The following is a 20,654-nucleotide window of genomic DNA, read 5'->3' as shown; positions in this document are numbered from 1 at the left end:
GCCCACAAGGAGACCGACCCGTGTCACGACACCGCGCTGAGCTCGCCGCCGGCGTGACCGTGCTGGGCAACCTGGCCGTCGACGTGATCAACGGCGGCCCGAAGACACCCGGCGGGTGCGCGTCGTTCTCCGGTGTCGCGATGGCAGCCGCGGGTGGCCCGGGCGGGATCGTCGCGCTGGCCGCCGACGAGGACCACTCGCTGTACGAGCCGCTGCTCGACCGGTTCGGGTCGCTGATCCGGATCCTTCCCGCCGACTGCACGAGCGCATTCCGGCTGGACTATGAGGACGTCGATCACCGCCGGATGTCGGTGGAGGCCATCGGCCCGGTGTGGAGTGCCGCCGAGGTGGAGGCGGCGGACCCCGACACGACGTGGGTGCACCTCGCTCCGCTGCTGCGGACCGACTTTCCCGCCGAGACATTGGCTCTGCTCGCCCAGCGCGGCCACCGGGTCGCCTACGACGGCCAGGGTCTGGTCCGGGCCGACCGGCTCGGGCCGCTGGTGGTGGACCGCCACTACCCGCCGGAGCTGCTGGATCACCTCAGCATCCTGAAGCTGGCCGAGGACGAGGCCGTCATCGTCGCCGACGGCCCGTTCGACGAGACCACCGCCGCGCGGCTCGGGGTGCCCGAAATCCTGGTGACCTACGGATCCGAGGGCTGCGACATCTATACCGGTGACACAAGGGTCCGGGTGCCGGCCGCCTGGCGGGTCGACGGCGTGCAGACCACCGGCGCCGGTGACATGTTCACCACCTGTTACGTGGCAAATCGGGCGGCCGGCGCCGATCCGCGCGCCGCGGCCGCCGCGGCGAGTGAACTGGTCGCGGGTGAACTCGAGAAACGCCTCGGGGCGCGCCGCAACTGAGAGCTACCGGCGAGTAGGTGCTTCTCTTAGAGAACGACGTTCTCGGGAAGTGACGAACGACACACTTTTGTCTCACCCCACCGCCGATCCTGTCCATGAGCTGTGCCTTCGATGCAGGCCGCACGGCGTGTCACGGCGGAGCCCCGGTCAGCCATGCCTAAGAAAGTGCAATAATCGGTACTGCGAGTGACAGCAACTCCTGGGCTGTCGATTCCGCCGGCGCGTCCACCCGATAGCGACGCGGGATCTACACCCGGCGGACAAGACGAAAGGCGGGGACGTGGGTCCGAACGGCAACGGGGCTGCGGGCAACCGGCAGAAGCTGGAAAAGGTCGTCATCCGGTTTGCCGGTGACTCCGGAGACGGAATGCAGCTCACCGGTGACCGGTTCACCTCCGAAGCCGCGCTCTTCGGTAACGACCTTGCGACCCAACCGAATTACCCCGCCGAGATCCGCGCGCCACAGGGCACGCTGCCCGGCGTCTCGTCCTTCCAGATCCAGATCGCCGACTACGACATCCTCACCGCCGGCGACCGTCCCGACGTGCTGGTCGCGATGAACCCCGCGGCGCTGAAGGCCAACATTGGCGACCTGCCGCGCGGCGGTCTGGTGATCGCCAACTCCGACGAGTTCACCAAGCGCAACCTCGCGAAGGTCGGCTACGAGAACAACCCGCTCGAAACCGGTGAACTCGACGACTACGTCGTGCAGGCCGTCGCGATGACCACGCTGACCCTCGGTGCCGTCGAGGCGATCGGTGCCACCAAGAAGGACGGCCAGCGCGCCAAGAACATGTTCGCGCTCGGGCTGTTGTCGTGGATGTACGGCCGGCCGATCGAGACCAGCGAGACGTTCATCCGGGAGAAGTTCGCCCGCAAGCCTGATGTCGCCGAGGCCAATGTGCTGGCGCTCAAGGCGGGCTGGAACTACGGCGAGACCACCGAGGCCTTTGGCACCACCTACGAGATCTCCCCGGCCAAGCTCGCCCCGGGCGAATACCGGCAGATCTCCGGCAATACGGCCCTGGCCTACGGCGTGATCGCAGCCGGTCAGCTTGCCGACATCCAGGTGGTGCTCGGCACCTACCCGATCACGCCGGCCTCGGACATCCTGCACGAGCTGTCCAAGCACAAGAACTTCAACGTCCTGACCTTCCAGGCCGAAGACGAGATTGCCGGCGTCGGCGCCGCGATCGGCGCCTCCTACGGCGGGGCGCTGGGCGTGACGAGCACCTCGGGCCCCGGCATCTCGCTGAAGTCCGAGGCCATCGGCTTGGCCATGATGGCCGAGCTGCCGCTTCTGGTGATCGACGTGCAGCGTGGCGGACCGTCGACCGGCCTGCCGACCAAGACCGAGCAGGCCGATCTGCTGCAGGTGATGTTCGGTCGCAACGGCGAGTCGCCGGTTGCCGTGCTGGCCGCCAGCACGCCGTCGGACTGCTTCGAGGTGGCCATCGAGGCCGCGCGCATCGCGCTGACCTACCGGACGCCGGTGATCCTGCTGTCCGACGGCGCGATCGCCAACGGCTCGGAGCCGTGGCGTATCCCGGACATCGACTCCTTCGCGCCGATCGAGACCAACCTCGCCAAGGCCGGCGAGGATTTCCAGCCGTACGCCCGCGACCCCGAGACGCTGGCTCGCCAGTTCGCGGTTCCCGGCACGCCCGGGCTGGAGCACCGCATCGGCGGCCTGGAGTCGGCCAACGGCTCCGGTGCCATCTCCTACGAGCCGGCCAACCACGACCTGATGGTCCGGCTGCGGCAGGCCAAGATCGCCGGCATCACGGTGCCCGACATCACGGTCGACGACCCGACCGGCGACGCGGAACTGCTCATCCTTGGTTGGGGAAGCTCCTTCGGACCGATCGGTGAAGCCTGTCGCCGGGCCCGGCGCCGCGGCATCAAGGTCGCCCAGGCTCACCTGCGGCACCTCAACCCGCTGCCGGCGAACCTCGGTGAGGTGCTGCGGCAGTACAAGAACGTGGTGGTCCCCGAGATGAACCTCGGCCAACTGGCGCTGCTGCTGCGCGGCACATACCTGGTCGATGTGCAGTCGGTGACCAAGGTAGAAGGCATGGCGTTCCTGGCCGACGAGCTGGAAGGCATCATCGATGCCGCACTCGACGGGACGTTGGCTGAAAAGGAAAGCGACAAAGCGAAATTCGCCCGGCTTGCGGCAGCTACCGTGAGTACTGGCACAGATGTTGGCGCAGGAGTGAACGCATGACTGACCTGATCGGCTCGGACCTGCTGGCACCGAGTGTGTCCAAGACGGCGTGGGTGCCGACCACCGACGAGCCGCAGAAGGCCAAGGACTTCACCAGTGACCAGGAGGTCCGCTGGTGCCCGGGTTGTGGTGACTACGTCATCCTGAACACGATCCGCAACTTCCTGCCGGACCTCGGTCTGCGCCGGGAGAACATCGCGTTCATCAGCGGCATCGGCTGCTCGAGCCGGTTCCCGTACTACTTGGAGACCTACGGTTTCCACTCGATCCACGGTCGTGCCCCGACCATCGCGACCGGCCTGGCGCTGGCCCGCCCTGACCTGTCGGTGTGGGTGGTCACCGGCGACGGCGACGCCCTGTCCATCGGCGGCAATCATCTGATCCATGCCTTGCGCCGCAACGTCAACATCACGATCCTGCTGTTCAACAACCGGATCTACGGTCTGACCAAGGGTCAGTACTCGCCCACCTCTGAGGTCGGCAAGGTCACCAAGTCCACCCCGATGGGCTCGTTGGATCATCCGTTCAACCCGGTGTCGCTGGCCCTGGGCGCCGAGGCGACGTTCGTCGGCCGTGCCCTGGACTCCGACCGCAAGGGGCTGTCCGAGGTCTTGAAGGCGGCCGCCCAGCATCGCGGCGCCGCGCTGGTCGAGATCATGCAGGACTGCCCGATCTTCAACGACGGCTCCTTCGACCTGCTCCGCAAGGAAGGCGCCGAGGAGCGGATCATCAACGTCCGCCAGGGCGAGCCGGTGGTGTTCGGCGCCAACGGTGAGTACTGCGTGGTGAAGAGCGGCTTCGGCCTGGACGTCGCCAAGACCGCCGACGTCGCAGCCAGCGACATCGTGGTCCACGACGCCAGCACCGACGACTCGGCCTACGCGTTCGCGTTGTCGCGGCTCAGCGACCAGAACCTCGAGCACACCGTGATGGGAGTGTTCCGCCAGGTCAACCGGCCGACGTACGACGACGCCGCGCGCGACCAGGTTCGGATGGCCCGCGAGGCCACCCCGCACGACCGGCACGCGCTGCAGTCGCTGCTGCGGGGCCGCGACACCTGGACTGTGGACTAGATTCCAACCGTGAGCACGCCCGCCCCGCTGGCCGCTGTTGTCTTGGCTGGTGGGGCGTCGCGGCGGATGGGCCGGGACAAGGCCACGCTGCCGCACCCCGATGGCGACACCACGATGGTGGAGTACACCGTTGCCACGCTGAGTTCCCGCTGCGCACCGGTGTTCGTGATCGCCGCCCCCGGTCAGGCGCTTCCCGCGCTCGACGGGCAGATCTTGCGTGACGAGGTCCGCGGTGTCGGGCCGCTCCTGGCCACCGGTCGCGGGCTGAGGGCGGCCGCGGAGGCCGGGGTGGAGCGCGCGTTCGTCAGCGCGGTCGACATGCCGTTCCTGTCCACCGAGATCATCGACGAGCTCGCCCAGCACCGGGGTGTCGACATCGTCCTGCCGTGGGATGGCCGCGACCATTATCTGGCCGGCATCTACAACACCGCTCTGGCCGACCACATCGACACCTTGGTCGCGGCGGGCGAACGGAGCATGCGAGCGCTGGCCGAATCTGTCGTCACCCAGCGGATCGTGATGCCGGCCAGCCGCGCGCTGGCGAACGTCAATTCACCGGCCGATCTGGCGCAGCAAATCGCCGGATAAACGCCGTCCGGAGCGAATTCGGAATCGGTCGACAATTCGATCCCTGCCGATTTGCCTATCGGGAGTCGGCTGTCCTGGCGGTGCTTCAGGACTTACTGAGGGACAACGCAATTCGGGCACTCGACGGGCGCCGGCAGCCGTACTGTCCGCCCATTTCGGATCGACGCGGGGCCGTCGCGGAATTGCATCATGCCGCCACGGCCGTGACGTCGGCCGCCAGCTAACGACTACCCCGAGCCGATGCTGTTGGGGCAGGTGGGGCGCGGTTTGTTTCCTGGGACCGGCCGAGATCGCAAAGTCCGATGCCTTGCGTTATCAATAACCTGTGTCCGGCGCCACAATTTCTACGTGATAAACGTCACGTAATTTACGGGCGTGTCAACAAAATCGCTGGCCCTGAAACCGCGCGTTGACCTGCACAGACAACTCATAGCATTCGCTCGTAACCATCTCGTGATCTAACCGAGATAAGCGTGTCGTTGATGTGACTTCATTTGTCCTGCTTTGTAGCGTCCTACCCGGTCCCGCAAGGGAGCAAACAACTGCAGATATGACTCCACACATTTGAACCCTGCGTGTGAGCGGGGCCGGGACGGTCGCAACGACCTTCTGTGGATCACCGACAAGCGATTCCGCGGTGATACCGGCCTCCGCTGTCGTGCCCGACCGAGACGGCACGACCCGAAACCCGGCTGTCCTACGGGGCCGCATCCGTCCCTCGGCGGAGGTCTGGCGCGCGTACGGCGAAAGGAAAACTGTTGAACAACGTCCGCAAAACGCTCGCACGGTCCTTCGGCATCGCCGCCATCGGTGGCGCTACCGTCGTCGCCCCGATGGTCCTCGGCACCGCCACCGCCTCGGCGGACGGCATGAACTGGGACGCGGTCGCGGCATGCGAGTCCGGCGGCAACTGGGCGATCAACACCGGGAACGGCTACTACGGCGGCTTGCAGTTCACCCTGGGCACCTGGCGTGCCAACGGGGGTTCGGGTTCGCCGCACCTGGCGTCGCGCGATGAGCAGATTCGCGTGGCCGAGAATGTGCTGCGTACCCAGGGCCGAGGCGCCTGGCCGGTCTGCGGCCGTCGCGGCTGATATCGCGCTCATAAGGGTGGCGCCGGGTCGATGACCCGGCGCCACCCTTATTTCTCGGGCCACTTCCTTATCAAAATTCTCAGAAAAATCAATCGACACGCCCGTAACAACTGCATCACGCGCTGCGATTCACATCACAGCGGCACACCAGTGCCCCCTTTGTCGGGAAGGGACAACACCAATGAGCACTCTGCGCAGGATCATCACCCTCTCAGTCATCTCCGCCGCCCTGGGCCTCGCCGGATTCGTTCTGAGCATCGGAAATGCCAGCGCTGACAGCGGTGTCAACTGGGACGCGGTCGCGCAGTGCGAGTCCGGTGGCAACTGGGGCGCCAACACGGGCAACGGCTTCTCCGGCGGTCTGCAGTTCAGCGACGCCACCTGGAAGGCCAACGGCGGTATCGGCAGCGCGGCCCACGCGTCTCGCGAGGAGCAGATCCGGGTCGCCGAGAACGTCGCCCGCAAGCAGGGCATGGGCGCCTGGCCCACCTGCGGCCAGGCCGCCGGAACGCCCGCCTTCGCCACCCCGGTCGCCGCCGGTGCGGCCCCGGCTCAGGGTGGGGCCTGCGCCAACGTGATGAGCGGCCCGTTCAAGTCCATCGACTTCAACAAGATGTGCCAGGCCTTCCACGACCCGAGCCGCGCGATCGCCAACGCCCTCGGTCTGCGCTGATACCTCGCTGACGACGCCCAGCCGGCTCAGGCCGACTGGGCGTCGTCGCGCGTGGGCAGCCGGAAAGCCGACCGCGCGGCGATCGACGCCAGGTGGCGGGTCACCAGAACCTCCGGCACCACCACGGTCGCCCTGCTGGCCAGTGCGCTCAGCGCTGCGGGGCGCAGATTCAGCACGCGACCGATCAGCCGCGATTCCCCGGCGATCGCGCGGACCCGGCGGCGGCGGAACGATTCGAAGGCGGCGAACGCCCTCGGCAAGTCGGGGGACAGGCCGACGAATGCGCCCAGCACGGCGGCATCCTCCAGGGCCTGGCACCCGCCCTGACCCAGATGAGGTCGCATGGGGTGGGCGGCGTCGCCGACCAGCACCACCGGGCCCACCGCCCAGCGCCGGGCGGTGGTGCGGTCATAGAGGTCGTTGCGCAACACCTCGGCGGGGTCGGTGGCCGCCAGCATCGCCGGGATCGGCGCGGCCCACGACGCGAACTTCTCGCGCAGATACCCGAGCTCGCCCTGCGGCGCCGACGCACCCTCGACCGTGCGCTCGGTGGCGAACCAGTACGTCCGGCCGCCGCCCATCGGCACATGGCCCACCTCGGCACCCGCGCCCATAGTCTCGCCGGCCAGGTCGGGGTCGATCGACGTCGAGGCGACACCGCGCCAAGCTGTGTATCCGGCGTAGCGGTGAAGCAGCGGACCGTTGAGATGGCGCGCCACCACCGAACCGGTGCCGTCGGCGCCGACCACCGCGTCGACGTCGCGGGTCGAGCAGTCCGTCAGATGAAGCCGTATCCCGGCACCGGTCGAGCTGAGCCGGCGAACTCCTACTCCGTCGATGACGGTGCCCGCAGGCAGCGCGCCCGCGAGCACGTCGCGCAGCACCGCCCGCTGCAGCACCACCAGCGGCTCACCCAGCGCGGTGACGATGCGCTCACCGGCCGGGCGGCGCAGCCAGCGGCCGTCCTTCCAGCGGATCGCGCCCGCGGCGATCCGCCCGCCCGCCGCCCGCACCTGATCGCCGAGACCCAGATGGTCGAGAGCGGCCAGGGCGTTCGGCCAGATACTGATCCCCGCCCCGGAACCGGTGTCGGTGCGCTCCTCGATCACCGTGACGGCATGACCGCGCCGCGCCAGCGCGGCGGCGGTGGCGAGTCCGGCGATGCCCGCTCCGACGACTGCGATCTCGGCCATGCCCTGAACCTAACCGGCGTGTGCTACCAACGGGACATGACCTCGGGCCCATTCGACGATCTCGACGACTACATCGCACTGCCCCGGGTTTCCGGGCTGGCGGTGTCGGCCGACGGGTCGCGTGTCGTGACATGCGTCGCCGAACTCAACGCCGCCAAAACCGAATACGTCACCGCGCTATGGGAACTGGACCCGGGCGGTGCCGCCGCGGCCCGGCGACTGACGCGCGGCGCCAAGGGCGAAGCCGGGCCGGCGTTCACCGCCGACGGCGATCTGTTGTTCACCTCGGTGCGACCGAACGCGGACGACGACAAACCGCCGGCCGCACTGTGGCTGCTGCCCGCCGCCGGCGGAGAGTCCGTCCAGCTGGCCGAGCTGCCTGCCGGGATCACTACTGTGCGGACCGCGCGCAGCGCAGCGGCCGTCGTCATCGGTGCCCCGTTGTTGCCGTCGGCCGACACCGTCGACGACGAGCGCCGGCTGCGGAAATTGCGCAAGGACAACAAGATCAGCGCGATTCTGCACACCGGCTACCCGGTGCGGCACTGGGACTCCGACCTCGGCCCGGATGAGACGCACCTGTTCCGCGTCGCGGCGGACGGTGAGCTCACCGACGTCACGCGTGAGCCGGGACCTGCGCTTGGGGAGGCGGATTTCGCGGTGTCCCCGGACGGCACCTTCGCGGTCGCGACCTGGCGGGTGTCCGCGCCGCGCGCCGCCCTGCGATCGGTGCTGGTGCGCATCGACTTGGGGACCGGTGAGCGTTCGGTGATCGCCGAGGATCCCGCCGCCGACCTGGAACACCCGGCCATCTCACCGGACGGCAAGGCTGTGGTGTTCACCCGTGAGACTGTCTCGACCCCGCACCAGGCGCCACGAATCACGTTGTGCCACTTGGATCTACGGTCGGAAGAGTTGACGCAGCTGGCCGCCGGGTGGGACCGGTGGCCGGCGTCGGCGACCTGGTCGTATGACGGCTCCGCGGTCCTGGTCACCGCCGACGACAACGGCCGCTGCCCGATCTTCGAGGTCAGTCTGGACGGCGATGTCCGCCGGATCACCGACGACGACTTCAGCTACTCGAACGTCATCGCCGCACCCGACGGCATCGTCTACGCGCTGCGAAGCTCCTACGCGGCGCCGCCGCACCCGGTGCGGATCGACCCGCACGGGGCGGTCACCGTGCTGCCGTGCGTGGAATTGCCGGAGCTGCCCGGCGAACTGACCGAGACCGTCGCGACCGCCGCCGACGGAACGACGGTGCGGTCCTGGCTGGTGTTGCCGTCCGGCGGCGGGCAGGAACCCGCACCACTGCTGCTGTGGATTCACGGCGGACCGCTGGGCAGCTGGAACGTGTGGTCGTGGCGGTGGAATCCGTGGTTGATGGCGGCCCGCGGATACGCAGTGCTGCTGCCCGACCCGGCGCTGTCCACCGGGTACGGCCAGGACTTCATCCAGCGCGGGTGGGGCGCCTGGGGCGGGCCGCCCTACGAGGATCTGATGGCCGCCGTCGATGCCGCGGTGGCGCACCCGCGCATCGACGCCGGGCGGACGGCGGCGATGGGTGGGTCGTTCGGCGGCTACATGGCCAACTGGGTGGCCGGCCACACCGACCGCTTCGCGGCGATCGTCACCCACGCCAGCCTGTGGGCGCTCGACCAGTTCGGTCCGACCACCGACGGCGCCTACTACTGGGCCCGCGAGATGACACCGGCCATGGCGCAGGACAATTCGCCACACCGCTTCGTCGGGAACATCGCCACCCCGATGCTGGTGATCCACGGCGACAAGGACTATCGCGTGCCGATCGGGGAGGCGCTGCGGCTGTGGTACGAGCTGCTGACCGAATCCGGACTCCCCGCCGCCGACGACGGCACCTCTCCGCACCGGTTCCTGTACTTCCCGTCCGAGAACCACTGGGTGCTGTCCCCGCAGCACGCGAAGATCTGGTACCAGGTGGTCACCGCGTTCCTGGCCGAACACGTCCTGGGAGAGCCGGCGCAGTTCCCCGAAACGCTGGGCTGACCCGCCCCCGGTAAGTTGGCCACCATGACCTCAGCGGAGCGGGAATTCGACATCGTCGTCTACGGGGCCACCGGATTCGTCGGCAAGCTCACCGCCGAATACCTGGCCCGTTCCGGCGGTGACATCCGGGTTGCCCTGGCCGGCCGGTCGCCGGACAAGCTGCTGAAGGTGCGGGAGACGCTCGGCGAATCGGCCCAGAACTGGCCGATCCTGACCGCCGATGCAGCCTCCCCGTCATCGCTGGCCGACATGGCCGCACGCACCCGGGTGGTCATCACCACCGTCGGCCCCTACAGCCGCTACGGCCTGCCTCTGGTCGCGGCGTGCGCCGCAGCGGGCACCGACTACGCCGACCTCACGGGTGAGGCGATGTTCGTGCGGCAGAGCATCGACGACTACCACAAGCAGGCCGTCGACACCGGCGCCCGGATCGTGCATGCGTGCGGATTCGATTCCATCCCTTCGGATATGAGCGTGTTCGCGCTGTACCGGCGGGCGCAGACAGACGGCGCCGGCGAACTCGGGGACACCGACTTCGTGCTGCGCGGATTCTCCGGCGGAGTGTCGGGCGGCACGGTCGCCTCGATGATCGAGGTGTTCCGCGCCTCGTCGAACGATCCCAATACCCGGCGCATGCTCGAGGATCCCTACACCCTCACCCAGGACCGGGCGGCCGAGCCCGAACTGGGCCCGCAGCCGGACCTGCCGTGGCGGCGCGGCCGCGAGATTGCGCCCGAACTGGCCGGGGTGTGGACGACGGGCTTCGCGATGGCGATGTACAACACGCGGATCGTGCGGCGCAGCAACGCGCTTCTGGAGTACGCCTACGGACGCCGGCTGCGTTATGCCGAGTACATGAGCGTGGGCTCGTCGGTCGCCGCGCCGGTGGTGTCGGCGGTGGCCAGCGCGGCCAACAACGGTGTCGTCGCGCTGGGCAGCCGGTTCTTCCGGCTGCTGCCGCGCAGGCTGGTCGAGCGCATCGCCCCCAAGCCCGGAACCGGCCCCAGCGAGCAGGCCCGCGATCGCGGCTACTACCGCGCCGAGACCTACACCACCACCACGACCGGGGCGCGCTACTGCGCCACCATCGCCCAGCAGGGCGATCCGGGATACAAGGCCACCTCGGTGATGCTCGGCGAATGTGGCCTCGCGCTGGCACTCGACCGTGACAAGCTGTCGGATCTGCGGGGTGTGCTGACGCCCGCCGCCGCCATGGGTGACGCCCTGCTGGACCGGTTTCCCGCCGCCGGGATTTCCCTGCAGACGGTCCGCCTCGGCGACTAACGTCAGCTGGAAGTGCCGCACATCCAGCAATGAAGGTGGACATCATGGCCGGGCTCGACGATCTCTACAGCCAGATTCCCGTCGCGGATATCGCCAGCAGGCTCGGTGCGCCTGAGGGTGAAGTGAACCAGGCGATCCAGACCCTGGTGCCCACCCTCATCGGCAGCATCCAGCACAACGTCGTCTCCGACGACATCGACTCCAGCACGCTCGAATCGGCGATCGCCTCGCAGGCCGGTAGCGGCCTGCTCGACGGCGGGGTCAACGTCGACCAGGTCGACACCGGCGCGGGGGAGCAGTTCGTCGCGCGGATCTTCGGCGGCAACGACACCAACCAGGTGGCCTCGGCGCTGGCCGGATCCGGTGCCGGTGGCGGGGACCTGATCAAGAAGCTGCTGCCGATCCTCATCCCGATCGTGCTGGCCTACCTGGGCAAGCAGGCCGGCGGCGGCTCGACCCAGGCCGGCGCGTCCGGCGGCGGGCTCGGTGACGTGCTGGGCAGCATCCTCGGCGGTGCCACCGGCGGGGCCGGGGGCGGGGACAACCCGCTCGGCAGCATTCTGGGCAATGTGCTGGGCGGTAAACAGGGCGGCGCCATCGGCGACATTCTCGGTGGGCTGCTGGGCGGCAAGAAGTAGCGCAGGTCACGACCACACAGGTCGCTCGCCGGGCCGGTCTGCGGCGTTCCTAGACTTATCGGGTGACCACGACTGACGACTCCCGCGCCGACGCCCTGCCCAAGTCCTGGGATCCGGGTGCCGTAGAGGCGGAGATCTATCAGGGCTGGGTCGACGCCGGCTACTTCACCGCCGATGCCACGAGCGATAAGCCCGCGTATTCCATCGTGTTGCCACCACCGAACGTCACCGGCAGTCTGCACATGGGGCACGCGCTGGACCACACGCTGATGGACGCGCTGACCCGGCGCAAGCGCATGCAGGGCTACGAGGTGCTGTGGCTGCCGGGCATGGATCACGCCGGGATCGCGACCCAGAGTGTCGTGGAAAAGCAGCTCGCCGTGGACGGCAAGACCAAAGAGGACTTCGGCCGCGAGTTGTTCGTCGACAAGGTCTGGGATTGGAAGCGCGAATCCGGCGGCACCATCGGCGGCCAGATGCGTGCGATCGGGGACGGCGTCGACTGGAGCCGGGATCGGTTCACCATGGACGACGGTCTGTCCCGGGCGGTGCGCACGATCTTCAAACGCCTCTACGACGCGGGCCTGATCTACCAGGCCGAGCGGCTGGTCAACTGGTCCCCGGTACTGGAGACCGCGATCAGCGACCTCGAGGTCAAGTATGAGGACGTCGAGGGCGAGCTGGTGAGCTTCCGGTACGGGTCCTTGGACGACGAGGGCCCCCATATCACCGTGGCCACCACCCGGCTGGAGACGATGCTCGGCGACACCGCTATCGCGGTGCATCCCGACGACGAGCGTTATCGGCACCTGGTCGGTCAGACGCTGCCGCATCCGTTCCTGGACCGGCAGATCGTCATCGTCTCCGACGCGCATGTCGACCCCGAATTCGGTACCGGCGCAGTCAAAGTCACCCCCGCGCACGACCCGAATGACTTTGAGATCGGCCTGCGGCACCAGCTGCCGATGCCGACGATGCTGGACACCAAGGGCCGGATCGCCGACACCGGAACGCAATTCGACGGTATGGACCGTTTCGAGGCACGTGTCGCGGTGCGCGAGGCGCTGGCCGCCCAGGGTCGCATCGTCGCCGAGAAGCGACCGTACCTGCACAGCGTCGGGCACTCCGAGCGCAGCGGTGAGCCGATCGAACCGCGACTGAGCTTGCAATGGTGGGTGAAGGTCGAATCACTGGCCAAGGCGGCCGGCGATGCGGTGCGTCGGGGAGACATCGTCATTCACCCGAAAAGTCTTGAGCCGCGCTGGTTCGGCTGGGTCGACGATATGCATGACTGGACCATCTCTCGGCAGCTGTGGTGGGGCCACCGCATTCCGATCTGGCACGGCCCCAATGGCGAGCAGGTGTGCGTCGGGCCCGACGAGACCCCTCCGGAGGGCTGGGAGCAGGACCCCGACGTGCTGGACACCTGGTTCTCGTCGGCGCTGTGGCCGTTCTCCACGATGGGCTGGCCCGACCGCACGCCCGAGCTGGAGAAGTTCTATCCGACAAGCGTTTTGGTGACCGGATACGACATCCTGTTCTTCTGGGTGGCGCGCATGGTCATGTTCGGCACGTTCGTGTCGGGCGACGAGGCGATCACGCTGGACGGCGCGCGCGGGCCGCAGGTGCCGTTCGAGAATGTCTTCCTGCACGGGCTGATCCGCGACGAGCACGGCCGCAAGATGAGCAAGTCGAAGGGTAACGGCATCGATCCGCTGGATTGGGTCGAACAATTCGGTGCCGACGCGCTGCGGTTCACCCTGGCCCGCGGGGCCAGCCCGGGCGGCGACCTGTCCATCGGCGACGACGCCGCTCGCGCGTCGCGCAACTTCGCCACCAAGCTGTTCAACGCCACCCGCTTCGCCCTGATGAACGGCGCGGCCCCCGCGCAGCTGCCGGACGTCGCCGAGTTGACCGACGCCGATCGCTGGATTCTTGGCCGCCTGGAAGAGGTTCGCGCCGAAGTGGATTCGGCCTTCGACGGCTATGAATTCAGCCGAGCGTGTGAGTCGCTCTACCACTTCGCCTGGGACGAGTTTTGTGACTGGTATCTCGAGTTGGCGAAAGTGCAGCTCGCGCAAGAGGAGGACACCGCTCACACGACTGCAGTGCTGGCCGCGGTGTTGGACACCCTGCTGAAGCTGCTGCACCCGGTGATGCCGTTCGTCACCGAGACGCTGTGGAAGGCGCTCACGGGTAACGAGTCGCTTGTGATCGCGCAGTGGCCGACCTCATCGGGCATCGCATTGGATACTGTTGCCGCCCAACGCATTGCCGATGTGCAGAAGCTGGTGACCGAGATCCGGCGGTTCCGTAGCGACCAGGGCTTGGCCGATCGGCAGAAGGTTCCCGCCCGGCTGACCGGTCTCGACGCGGCCGGCCTCGGCGGCCAGGTTGCCCCGGTCGCCGCACTGGCGTGGCTGACCGATGCGAGCGCGGACTTCACCGCCAGCGCGCACATCGAGGTGCGGCTGTCGGCCGGCACCGTCAACGTGGAGGTCGACACCTCCGGCACCGTCGACGTGGCCGCCGAACGCCGCAGGCTGGAAAAGGACCTGGCCGCCGCGAACAAGGAATTGGCCGGAACCACAGCCAAACTCGACAACGAGGCGTTCCTGGCCAAGGCGCCCGACGACGTGGTCGCCAAGATCCGCGGTCGCCAGCAGCTGGCTACCGAGGAAGTCGAGCGGATCACCGCCCGGCTGGCTGCGCTGGCATGACCGAGCCGCTGGACTGGCGACACGAGACCCCGTCGCCCACACCCGACGAGATCGCCGCCCTGCTGCAGGTGGAGCACCTGCTCGACCAGCGTTGGCCGGAAACCAAGCTGGAGCCCAGCACCGCGCGCATCGAGGCGCTGATGGAGATGCTCGGCTCACCGCAGCTGAGCTACCCGTGCATCCACATCGCCGGGACCAACGGTAAGACGTCGGTGGCCCGCATCGTCGACGCCCTGCTGACCGCGTTCAGCCGCCGGACCGGGCGCACCACCAGCCCGCACCTACAGTCTGCGGTCGAGCGCATCGCGATCGACAACGAGCCGATCAGTCCGGCGCGCTACGTCGAGGTCTACCGCGAGATCGAGCCGTTCGTGCAACTCGTCGACGCTCAGTCGCAGCAAGACGGTGGCCCCGCGATGAGCAAGTTCGAGGTGCTGACCGCGATGGCCTTCGCCGCCTTCGCCGACGCGCCCGTCGACGTCGCCGTCGTCGAGGTGGGGATGGGCGGCCGCTGGGACGCCACCAACGTCGTCGACGCACCCGTCGCGGTGATCACCCCGATCGGCATCGACCACGCCGAATACCTCGGCGACACCATCGGCGAGATCGCGGCCGAGAAGGCCGGCATCATCGGGGCGCCCCGCGGGGATCTGGTGCAGACCGACACCGTCGCGGTGATCGGTCGCCAAGTCCCCGAAGCGATGGAAGTGCTTCTGGCCCAAGCGGTGAAGTCCGACGCGGCCGTCGCGCGGGAGGACTCGGAATTCGCGGTCCTGGGCCGCCAGGTCGCCATCGGGGGACAGGTGCTGCAGCTGCAGGGCCTGGGCGGGGTGTACTCCGACATCTTCCTGCCGCTCCACGGCGAGCATCAGGCCCACAACGCCGTGGTCGCACTGGCCGCAGTCGAGGCGTTGTTCGGCGCCGGGGCCGACCGCCAGCTCGACATCGACACGGTGCGAGCCGGGTTCGCCGCGGCGGCCAGCCCGGGCCGTCTGGAGCGGATGCGCAGTGCGCCGACGGTGTTCCTCGACGCCGCCCACAACCCGGCCGGCGCCGCCGCGCTGGCCGATGCGCTGACGTCCGAATTCGATTTCCGGTTCCTGGTCGGGGTGCTGTCGCTGATGGGCGACAAAGACGTCACCGGCATTCTCACCGCGCTGGAGCCGGCCTTCGACCAGGTCGTGGTCACCCACAACGGGTCACCCCGCGCGCTGGAGGTGGACGCGCTGGCGCTGCGGGCTGAGGAGATTTTCGGACCGGACCGGGTGGCGCGGGCCGACACACTGCCCGACGCCATCGAGATCGCCACCGCGATGGTGGAGGATTCCGCGGCCGACGAGGGGCTGTCCGGGGCCGGAATCGTCATCACCGGGTCGGTGGTGACCGCAGGGGCGGCGCGCACCCTGTTCGGGAAGGACCCGCAATGACCGAAACCCCGGCGGCTCCGCCGGATCCCTGGAAGAGCTTCCGCGGGGTGATGGCAGGCACCCTCATCCTCGAGGCAATCGTCGTGCTGCTGGCGCTGCCGGTGGTCAGCATGGTCGGCGGCGGGCTCACCGGCTGGTCGACGGCGTACCTGGTGGGCTTCGCGGTGTTCCTGGTCCTGCTGGCCGGCGTGCAGGGCAGGCCGTGGGCCATCTGGTGCAACCTGGCGGTACAGCTGATCCTGGTCGCCGGGTTCTTCGTCTACCCGGCGGTCGGGATGGTCGGACTGCTATTCGTGGCGGTGTGGGCGATCCTGGCGTACCTGCGCGCCGAGGTGCTGCGCAGGCAACGCCGCGGGCTGCTGCCCGGCCAGCAGCAACCCCCCGAATGACGGGTACGCTGTGCGCCGTGTCTGTGCCGGTGACGATGCAGAGCGAAGCGATGAGGAGGAACGGCGCCAGATGACGACCGAGCGGACCCTGGTTCTGATCAAGCCCGACGGCGTGCAGCGGCAGGTGGTCGGGGAGATCATCAGCCGAATCGAACGTAAGGGCCTCACCCTGGCTGCCCTGGAACTCAAGCAGGTCAGCGACGAGCTGGCCCGCGCGCACTACGCCGAACACGACGGCAAGCCGTTCTTCGACTCGCTGCTGGAGTTCATCACGTCCGGCAAGGTCGTCGCGGCCGTCCTGGAAGGCCCCCGCGCGATTGCGGCGTTTCGGCAGCTCGCCGGTGGTACCGACCCGGTCGAGAAGGCCACCCCCGGCACCATCCGCGGCGATTTCGGCCTGGAAACCCAGTTCAACCTCGTGCACGGCTCGGACTCGCCGGAGTCGGCCGAACGCGAGATCAACCTCTGGTTTCCCAACTTCTGAACGCACTTCCCGCGCCACTGTCGTCCGAACCGCCCCCGGGGTGTGGGATACTGGCTCCGGATGAGCCCTCAAAGCCCATCCGGATGAAGACTTACGACGTGCGCGACCACCACCTGGTGAGGCGCCGACCGTCACAGCCGTCATTCAGCCAGGCACCGAATTCGTTCGTTATGAGCCGTTCGGAGCGAGACCAATAAACAAGTCCGGGGAAGTTACCGGGCACATAGCGGAAGCCCTCGCGTGGCCGCGTCGAAATGACGCGCCCGGGGGCTTGAGGAGAATACGTGGCCAACGATGACCTCTATCAGGATCTACCCGAAAACCCCACCTCGTCACAGTGGGAACCCCCGGCGCCAGCCGCGGGTGACGAGTTGCCCGAACGCTTGAGAGTGCATTCGCTGGCTCGGGTGCTCGGCACCACCAGCAGGCGGGTACTCGACGCCCTCAGCGAGCTCGACGGCCGCACCCGCAGCCCACACTCCAGTGTCGACCGCACCGATGCGGTGCGGGTGCGCGACGTGCTGGCAGCGGCTGCTCCCGAGGACACCGCCGGTGAGCCCGTAGAGGCAGCTGCCGTCGTCGCGGAGGAGACCACCCCGGAGGCGGCTTCCGGCGCTCCGGAAATGCCCGACGTCCCCGAGACTCCCGAGATGGCTGAGGAGCCGGAATCGCGGCTGATCCTGGAGACCACGACGGTCGAGACCGTCGAAACCGTCGAGCAGGCGGCCTACATGCCGCTGTTCGTCGCCCCGCAGCCGGTCGAGGTCGAACGCAAGCCACGGGTCGTGGTGAACGAGGACGACGAGGACGACGAGGACGACGACGAGGAATCTGCCGCCGAGTCCGACGACGAAACCGACAGTGACCAGTCCGAACGTCCCGCCAATCGCCGCCGCCGTCGTGGACGGCGCGGTCGCGGTCGCGGTCGTGGTGAGCAGGGCGGCGCCGACGGCGAGAATGCTGACGACTCCGAGGCAGCCGACGAGAGCGCTGAGTCCGGTGACGAGTCCGACAGCGACGACGACGACAGCGACGACGAGACGAGCACCGGTGAGGGCGCGACCCGCAGGCGCCGTCGGCGGCGCCGCCGCAAGGCCGGCGGCGGCGACGATTCGGACAACGGATCGTCCGACGACCCGCCCAACACCGTCGTCCACGAACGTGCGCCACGCGCCAAGGCCGAGCGTGACCCGGACGCGATCCAGGGCATCAGCGGCTCCACCCGCCTGGAAGCCAAACGCCAACGCCGCCGCGACGGCCGCGATGCCGGTCGCCGTCGCCCGCCGATCCTGTCCGAGGCCGAATTCCTGGCCCGCCGGGAGGCTGTCGATCGCGTGATGGTGGTGCGCGACAAGATCCGCACCGAACCGCCGCACGAGGGCGCCCGCTACACCCAGATCGCGGTCATGGAAGACGGCGTGGTTGTCGAGCACTTCGTCACTTCGGCAGCCTCGGCATCCCTGGTCGGCAACATCTACCTCGGCATCGTGCAGAACGTGCTGCCCTCGATGGAGGCGGCGTTCGTCGACATCGGCCGCGGCCGCAACGGCGTGCTCTACGCCGGTGAGGTGAACTGGGAGGCCGCCGGTCTCGGCGGCGCGCAGCGCAAGATCGAACAGGCCCTCAAGCCCGGCGATTACGTCGTCGTCCAGGTCAGCAAGGACCCGGTCGGCCACAAGGGTGCGCGGCTGACCACCCAGGTGTCACTGGCCGGGCGCTACCTGGTTTACGTACCGGGCGCCTCGTCGACCGGGATCAGCCGCAAGCTGCCCGACACCGAACGCCAGCGGCTCAAGGAAATCCTGCGCGACGTGGTGCCCGATGACGCCGGCGTGATCATCCGGACCGCCTCGGAAGGCGTCAAGGAAGAAGACATCCGCGGCGACGTCACCCGGCTGCAGGAACGCTGGACCACGATCGCGGCGGAAGCCGAGCGGGTCAAGGGCAACAAAGCCGGCGCTGCGGTCGCTCTCTACGAAGAGCCTGACGTGCTCGTCAAGGTCATCCGTGACCTGTTCAACGAAGACTTCTCCGGGCTGATCGTCTCCGGCGACGACGCCTGGCAGACCATCAACGACTACGTCAGTTCCGTTGCGCCCGACCTTGTTTCGAAGCTGACCAAGTACGAGCCCGCGGGCGGCCCCGAGGGCCCGGACGTGTTCGCCGTGCACCGCATCGACGAGCAGCTGGCCAAGGCGCTGGACCGCAAGGTGTGGCTGCCCTCGGGCGGCACGCTGGTGATCGACCGCACCGAGGCGATGACCGTCGTCGACGTCAACACCGGCAAGTTCACAGGTGCGGGCGGCAACCTCGAGCAGACCGTCACCAAGAACAACCTCGAAGCGGCTGAGGAGATCGTGCGCCAGCTGCGGCTGCGCGATATCGGCGGCATCGTCGTCATCGACTTCATCGACATGGTGCTGGAGTCCAACCGCGACCTCGTGTTGCGTCGCCTCACCGAAGCGCTGGGTCGCGACCGCACCCGCCATCAGGTGTCGGAGGTGACCTCGCTGGGCCTGGTCCAGCTGACCCGCAAGCGGTTGGGCACCGGGCTGGTCGAGGCGTTCTCCACCACCTGCACGCACTGCAGCGGCCGCGGCATCGTGTTGCATGCCGATCCCGTCGACACCACCCAGGCGGCCGGGCGTAAGTCCGAGTCCGGCAATGGCGGTGGCGGAGGACGGCGTGGCAAGCGAGGCAAGCGTGGTCGCGCCGAAGAGGCGCCGGTGGCCAAGGTGCCCCAGCACAGCTCTGAGCATCCGATGTTCAAGGCGATGGCGGCCGCCAACGGCAAGCACGAGGATGACGAGGCTGAAGAGGAACTCGCCGACGAGATCGAGCGGGAGACCGAGGCTGACGACATCGACGAATCGGACGACACCGCCGAGCAGGTTGCCCGGGAGGTCGCCGACGAGGATCTCGACGATGACTCCGACGACGACTCCGACGACGATGACGACGATGACGATGACGACGACGACGAGTCCGACGACGACGAGTCCGACGACGACGAGATCGACGTCGACCTGGACGAAGACGACGAGGACCTCGACGAAGTCAGCCTGGACGACGACGAGGACGAGGACGACGACGATTCCGAGGATGACCTCGACGACGAGGACGACCAACCGGTCGTGACCTCGGCACCTGCGGCGCCGGCGCGCCGGCCGCGGCGCCGGTCGGCGGCCCGACCAGCGGGCCCCCCGACGTCCTAGGGTGGCGGTTTGACCCTCCCGGTGCTGGTCACGTACCCTTGACCAGTTGTCGCCAGGCGTCCGTCGCCGGTGGCAGCGGGCTCAAGATCCCGCACCCCAAGACCCGCGCACGCAGCCTCGGTTAGCGCGCGCCCGCACAGAGCAGAGCGAAGGACACGATGGCGACGTACGCAATCGTCAAGACCGGTGGCAAGCAGTACAAGGTCGCCGTTGGAGACATAGTCAAGGTCGAGAAGCTCGAGGCCGAGGCCGGCGCCTCGGTGTCGCTGCCGGTCGCCCTCGTCGTCGACGGCGCCACGGTGACCAGCGACGCCAAGGCCCTGGAGAAGGTCGCGGTCACCGGTGAGGTGCTCGAGCACACCAAGGGTCCGAAGATCCGCATCCACAAGTTCAAGAACAAGACCGGCTACCACAAGCGGCAGGGTCACCGTCAGCCGCTGACGGTGCTCAAGGTCACCGGAATCAAGTAGGGAGCTGACATGGCACACAAAAAGGGCGCTTCCAGCTCACGCAACGGTCGCGATTCCAACGCCCAGCGCCTCGGCGTCAAGCGCTTCGGCGGCCAGCTCGTCAAGGCCGGCGAGATCCTCGTCCGCCAGCGTGGCACCCACTTCCACCCGGGCGTGAACGTCGGCCGCGGCGGTGACGACACCCTGTTCGCCACGGCCCCCGGCCTCGTGGAGTTCGGCGTCAAGCGCGGTCGCAAGACCGTCAACATCGTTCGCGCCGCGCGACCGGAGTAGGTCTGCATCGCG

17 protein-coding genes are annotated in these 20,654 nt (G+C 68.2%); 16 read left to right on the top strand and 1 reads right to left on the bottom strand.

Annotation, left to right across the window (positions count from 1 at the left end):
• The first annotated feature begins 53 nt into the window (after positions 1-53).
• The 6 genes from G6N32_RS17925 (at position 54) to G6N32_RS17900 (ending at position 6,524) form a co-directional block, all read left to right on the top strand.
• Positions 54-869, top strand: a complete 816-nt coding sequence (locus G6N32_RS17925; protein ID WP_115321371.1) for a PfkB family carbohydrate kinase — start codon at positions 54-56, stop codon at positions 867-869.
• 280 nt (positions 870-1,149) lie between these two features.
• Entirely contained in the window at positions 1,150-3,096 is a 1,947-nt protein-coding gene (locus G6N32_RS17920) for a 2-oxoacid:acceptor oxidoreductase subunit alpha (RefSeq protein ID WP_115320736.1), read from the top strand.
• Entirely contained in the window at positions 3,093-4,169 is a 1,077-nt protein-coding gene (locus G6N32_RS17915; protein WP_115320735.1) for a 2-oxoacid:ferredoxin oxidoreductase subunit beta, read from the top strand. Before G6N32_RS17920 ends, G6N32_RS17915 begins: the two co-directional genes overlap by 4 nt.
• Before the next feature lie 9 nt (positions 4,170-4,178).
• Positions 4,179-4,757, top strand: a complete 579-nt coding sequence (gene mobA, locus G6N32_RS17910; RefSeq protein ID WP_115320734.1) for a molybdenum cofactor guanylyltransferase — start codon at positions 4,179-4,181, stop codon at positions 4,755-4,757.
• Positions 4,758-5,515: 758 nt separating this feature from the next.
• Entirely contained in the window at positions 5,516-5,851 is a 336-nt protein-coding gene (locus G6N32_RS17905) for a transglycosylase family protein (RefSeq protein WP_115320733.1), read from the top strand.
• Positions 5,852-6,032: 181 nt separating this feature from the next.
• Positions 6,033-6,524, top strand: coding sequence for a transglycosylase family protein (locus G6N32_RS17900; protein ID WP_115320732.1), 492 nt, complete (start codon positions 6,033-6,035; stop codon positions 6,522-6,524).
• Positions 6,525-6,550: 26 nt separating this feature from the next.
• On the opposite strand, the gene G6N32_RS17895 is transcribed toward G6N32_RS17900, so the two are convergent.
• Entirely contained in the window at positions 6,551-7,717 is a 1,167-nt protein-coding gene (locus tag G6N32_RS17895) for an FAD-dependent oxidoreductase (protein WP_115320731.1), read from the bottom strand.
• A gap of 36 nt (positions 7,718-7,753) precedes the next feature.
• Between G6N32_RS17895 and G6N32_RS17890 the strand changes: the two genes are divergently transcribed.
• The 10 genes from G6N32_RS17890 to rpmA all read left to right on the top strand — a co-directional run bounded on the left by G6N32_RS17890 (position 7,754) and on the right by rpmA (position 20,642).
• The gene (locus G6N32_RS17890; protein ID WP_115320730.1) at positions 7,754-9,742 is read left to right on the top strand and encodes a S9 family peptidase; all 1,989 of its coding nucleotides are present in this window, start codon (positions 7,754-7,756) and stop codon (positions 9,740-9,742) included.
• A 24-nt stretch (positions 9,743-9,766) separates the two neighbouring features.
• Positions 9,767-11,026 carry a saccharopine dehydrogenase family protein gene (locus G6N32_RS17885; protein ID WP_115320729.1) on the top strand — a complete coding sequence of 420 codons (1,260 nt, stop codon included), beginning with the start codon at positions 9,767-9,769 and terminating at the stop codon, positions 11,024-11,026.
• Between the two features lie 44 nt (positions 11,027-11,070).
• The gene (locus tag G6N32_RS17880) at positions 11,071-11,664 is read left to right on the top strand and encodes a DUF937 domain-containing protein (RefSeq protein WP_115321369.1); all 594 of its coding nucleotides are present in this window, start codon (positions 11,071-11,073) and stop codon (positions 11,662-11,664) included.
• A gap of 62 nt (positions 11,665-11,726) precedes the next feature.
• Positions 11,727-14,384 (top strand): valine--tRNA ligase, encoded by a 2,658-nt coding sequence (locus G6N32_RS17875; protein WP_115320728.1) that lies wholly within the window; start codon positions 11,727-11,729, stop codon positions 14,382-14,384.
• The gene (gene folC, locus G6N32_RS17870) at positions 14,381-15,811 is read left to right on the top strand and encodes a bifunctional tetrahydrofolate synthase/dihydrofolate synthase (protein ID WP_115320727.1); all 1,431 of its coding nucleotides are present in this window, start codon (positions 14,381-14,383) and stop codon (positions 15,809-15,811) included. The genes G6N32_RS17875 and folC overlap by 4 nt, the downstream gene beginning before the upstream one ends.
• Complete coding sequence (locus G6N32_RS17865; protein WP_115320726.1) at positions 15,808-16,200, top strand: DUF4233 domain-containing protein; 393 nt, start codon at positions 15,808-15,810, stop codon at positions 16,198-16,200. The genes folC and G6N32_RS17865 overlap by 4 nt, the downstream gene beginning before the upstream one ends.
• Positions 16,201-16,270: 70 nt before the next feature.
• Complete coding sequence (gene ndk / locus G6N32_RS17860) at positions 16,271-16,684, top strand: nucleoside-diphosphate kinase (protein WP_102805783.1); 414 nt, start codon at positions 16,271-16,273, stop codon at positions 16,682-16,684.
• A gap of 284 nt (positions 16,685-16,968) precedes the next feature.
• Positions 16,969-19,899, top strand: a complete 2,931-nt coding sequence (gene rne / locus G6N32_RS17855; protein WP_115320725.1) for a ribonuclease E — start codon at positions 16,969-16,971, stop codon at positions 19,897-19,899.
• 158 nt (positions 19,900-20,057) lie between these two features.
• Positions 20,058-20,369, top strand: a complete 312-nt coding sequence (rplU, locus tag G6N32_RS17850) for a 50S ribosomal protein L21 (protein WP_115320724.1) — start codon at positions 20,058-20,060, stop codon at positions 20,367-20,369.
• Between the two features lie 9 nt (positions 20,370-20,378).
• Entirely contained in the window at positions 20,379-20,642 is a 264-nt protein-coding gene (rpmA, locus tag G6N32_RS17845; RefSeq protein WP_036344398.1) for a 50S ribosomal protein L27, read from the top strand.
• The last annotated feature ends 12 nt before the right edge of the window (positions 20,643-20,654 follow it).

Origin of the sequence: Mycolicibacterium aichiense (genome assembly GCF_010726245.1) — a bacterium.
In the GTDB taxonomy this organism is placed as follows: domain Bacteria; phylum Actinomycetota; class Actinomycetes; order Mycobacteriales; family Mycobacteriaceae; genus Mycobacterium; species Mycobacterium aichiense.
This window is presented reverse-complemented; position numbering and strand designations above follow the sequence as displayed.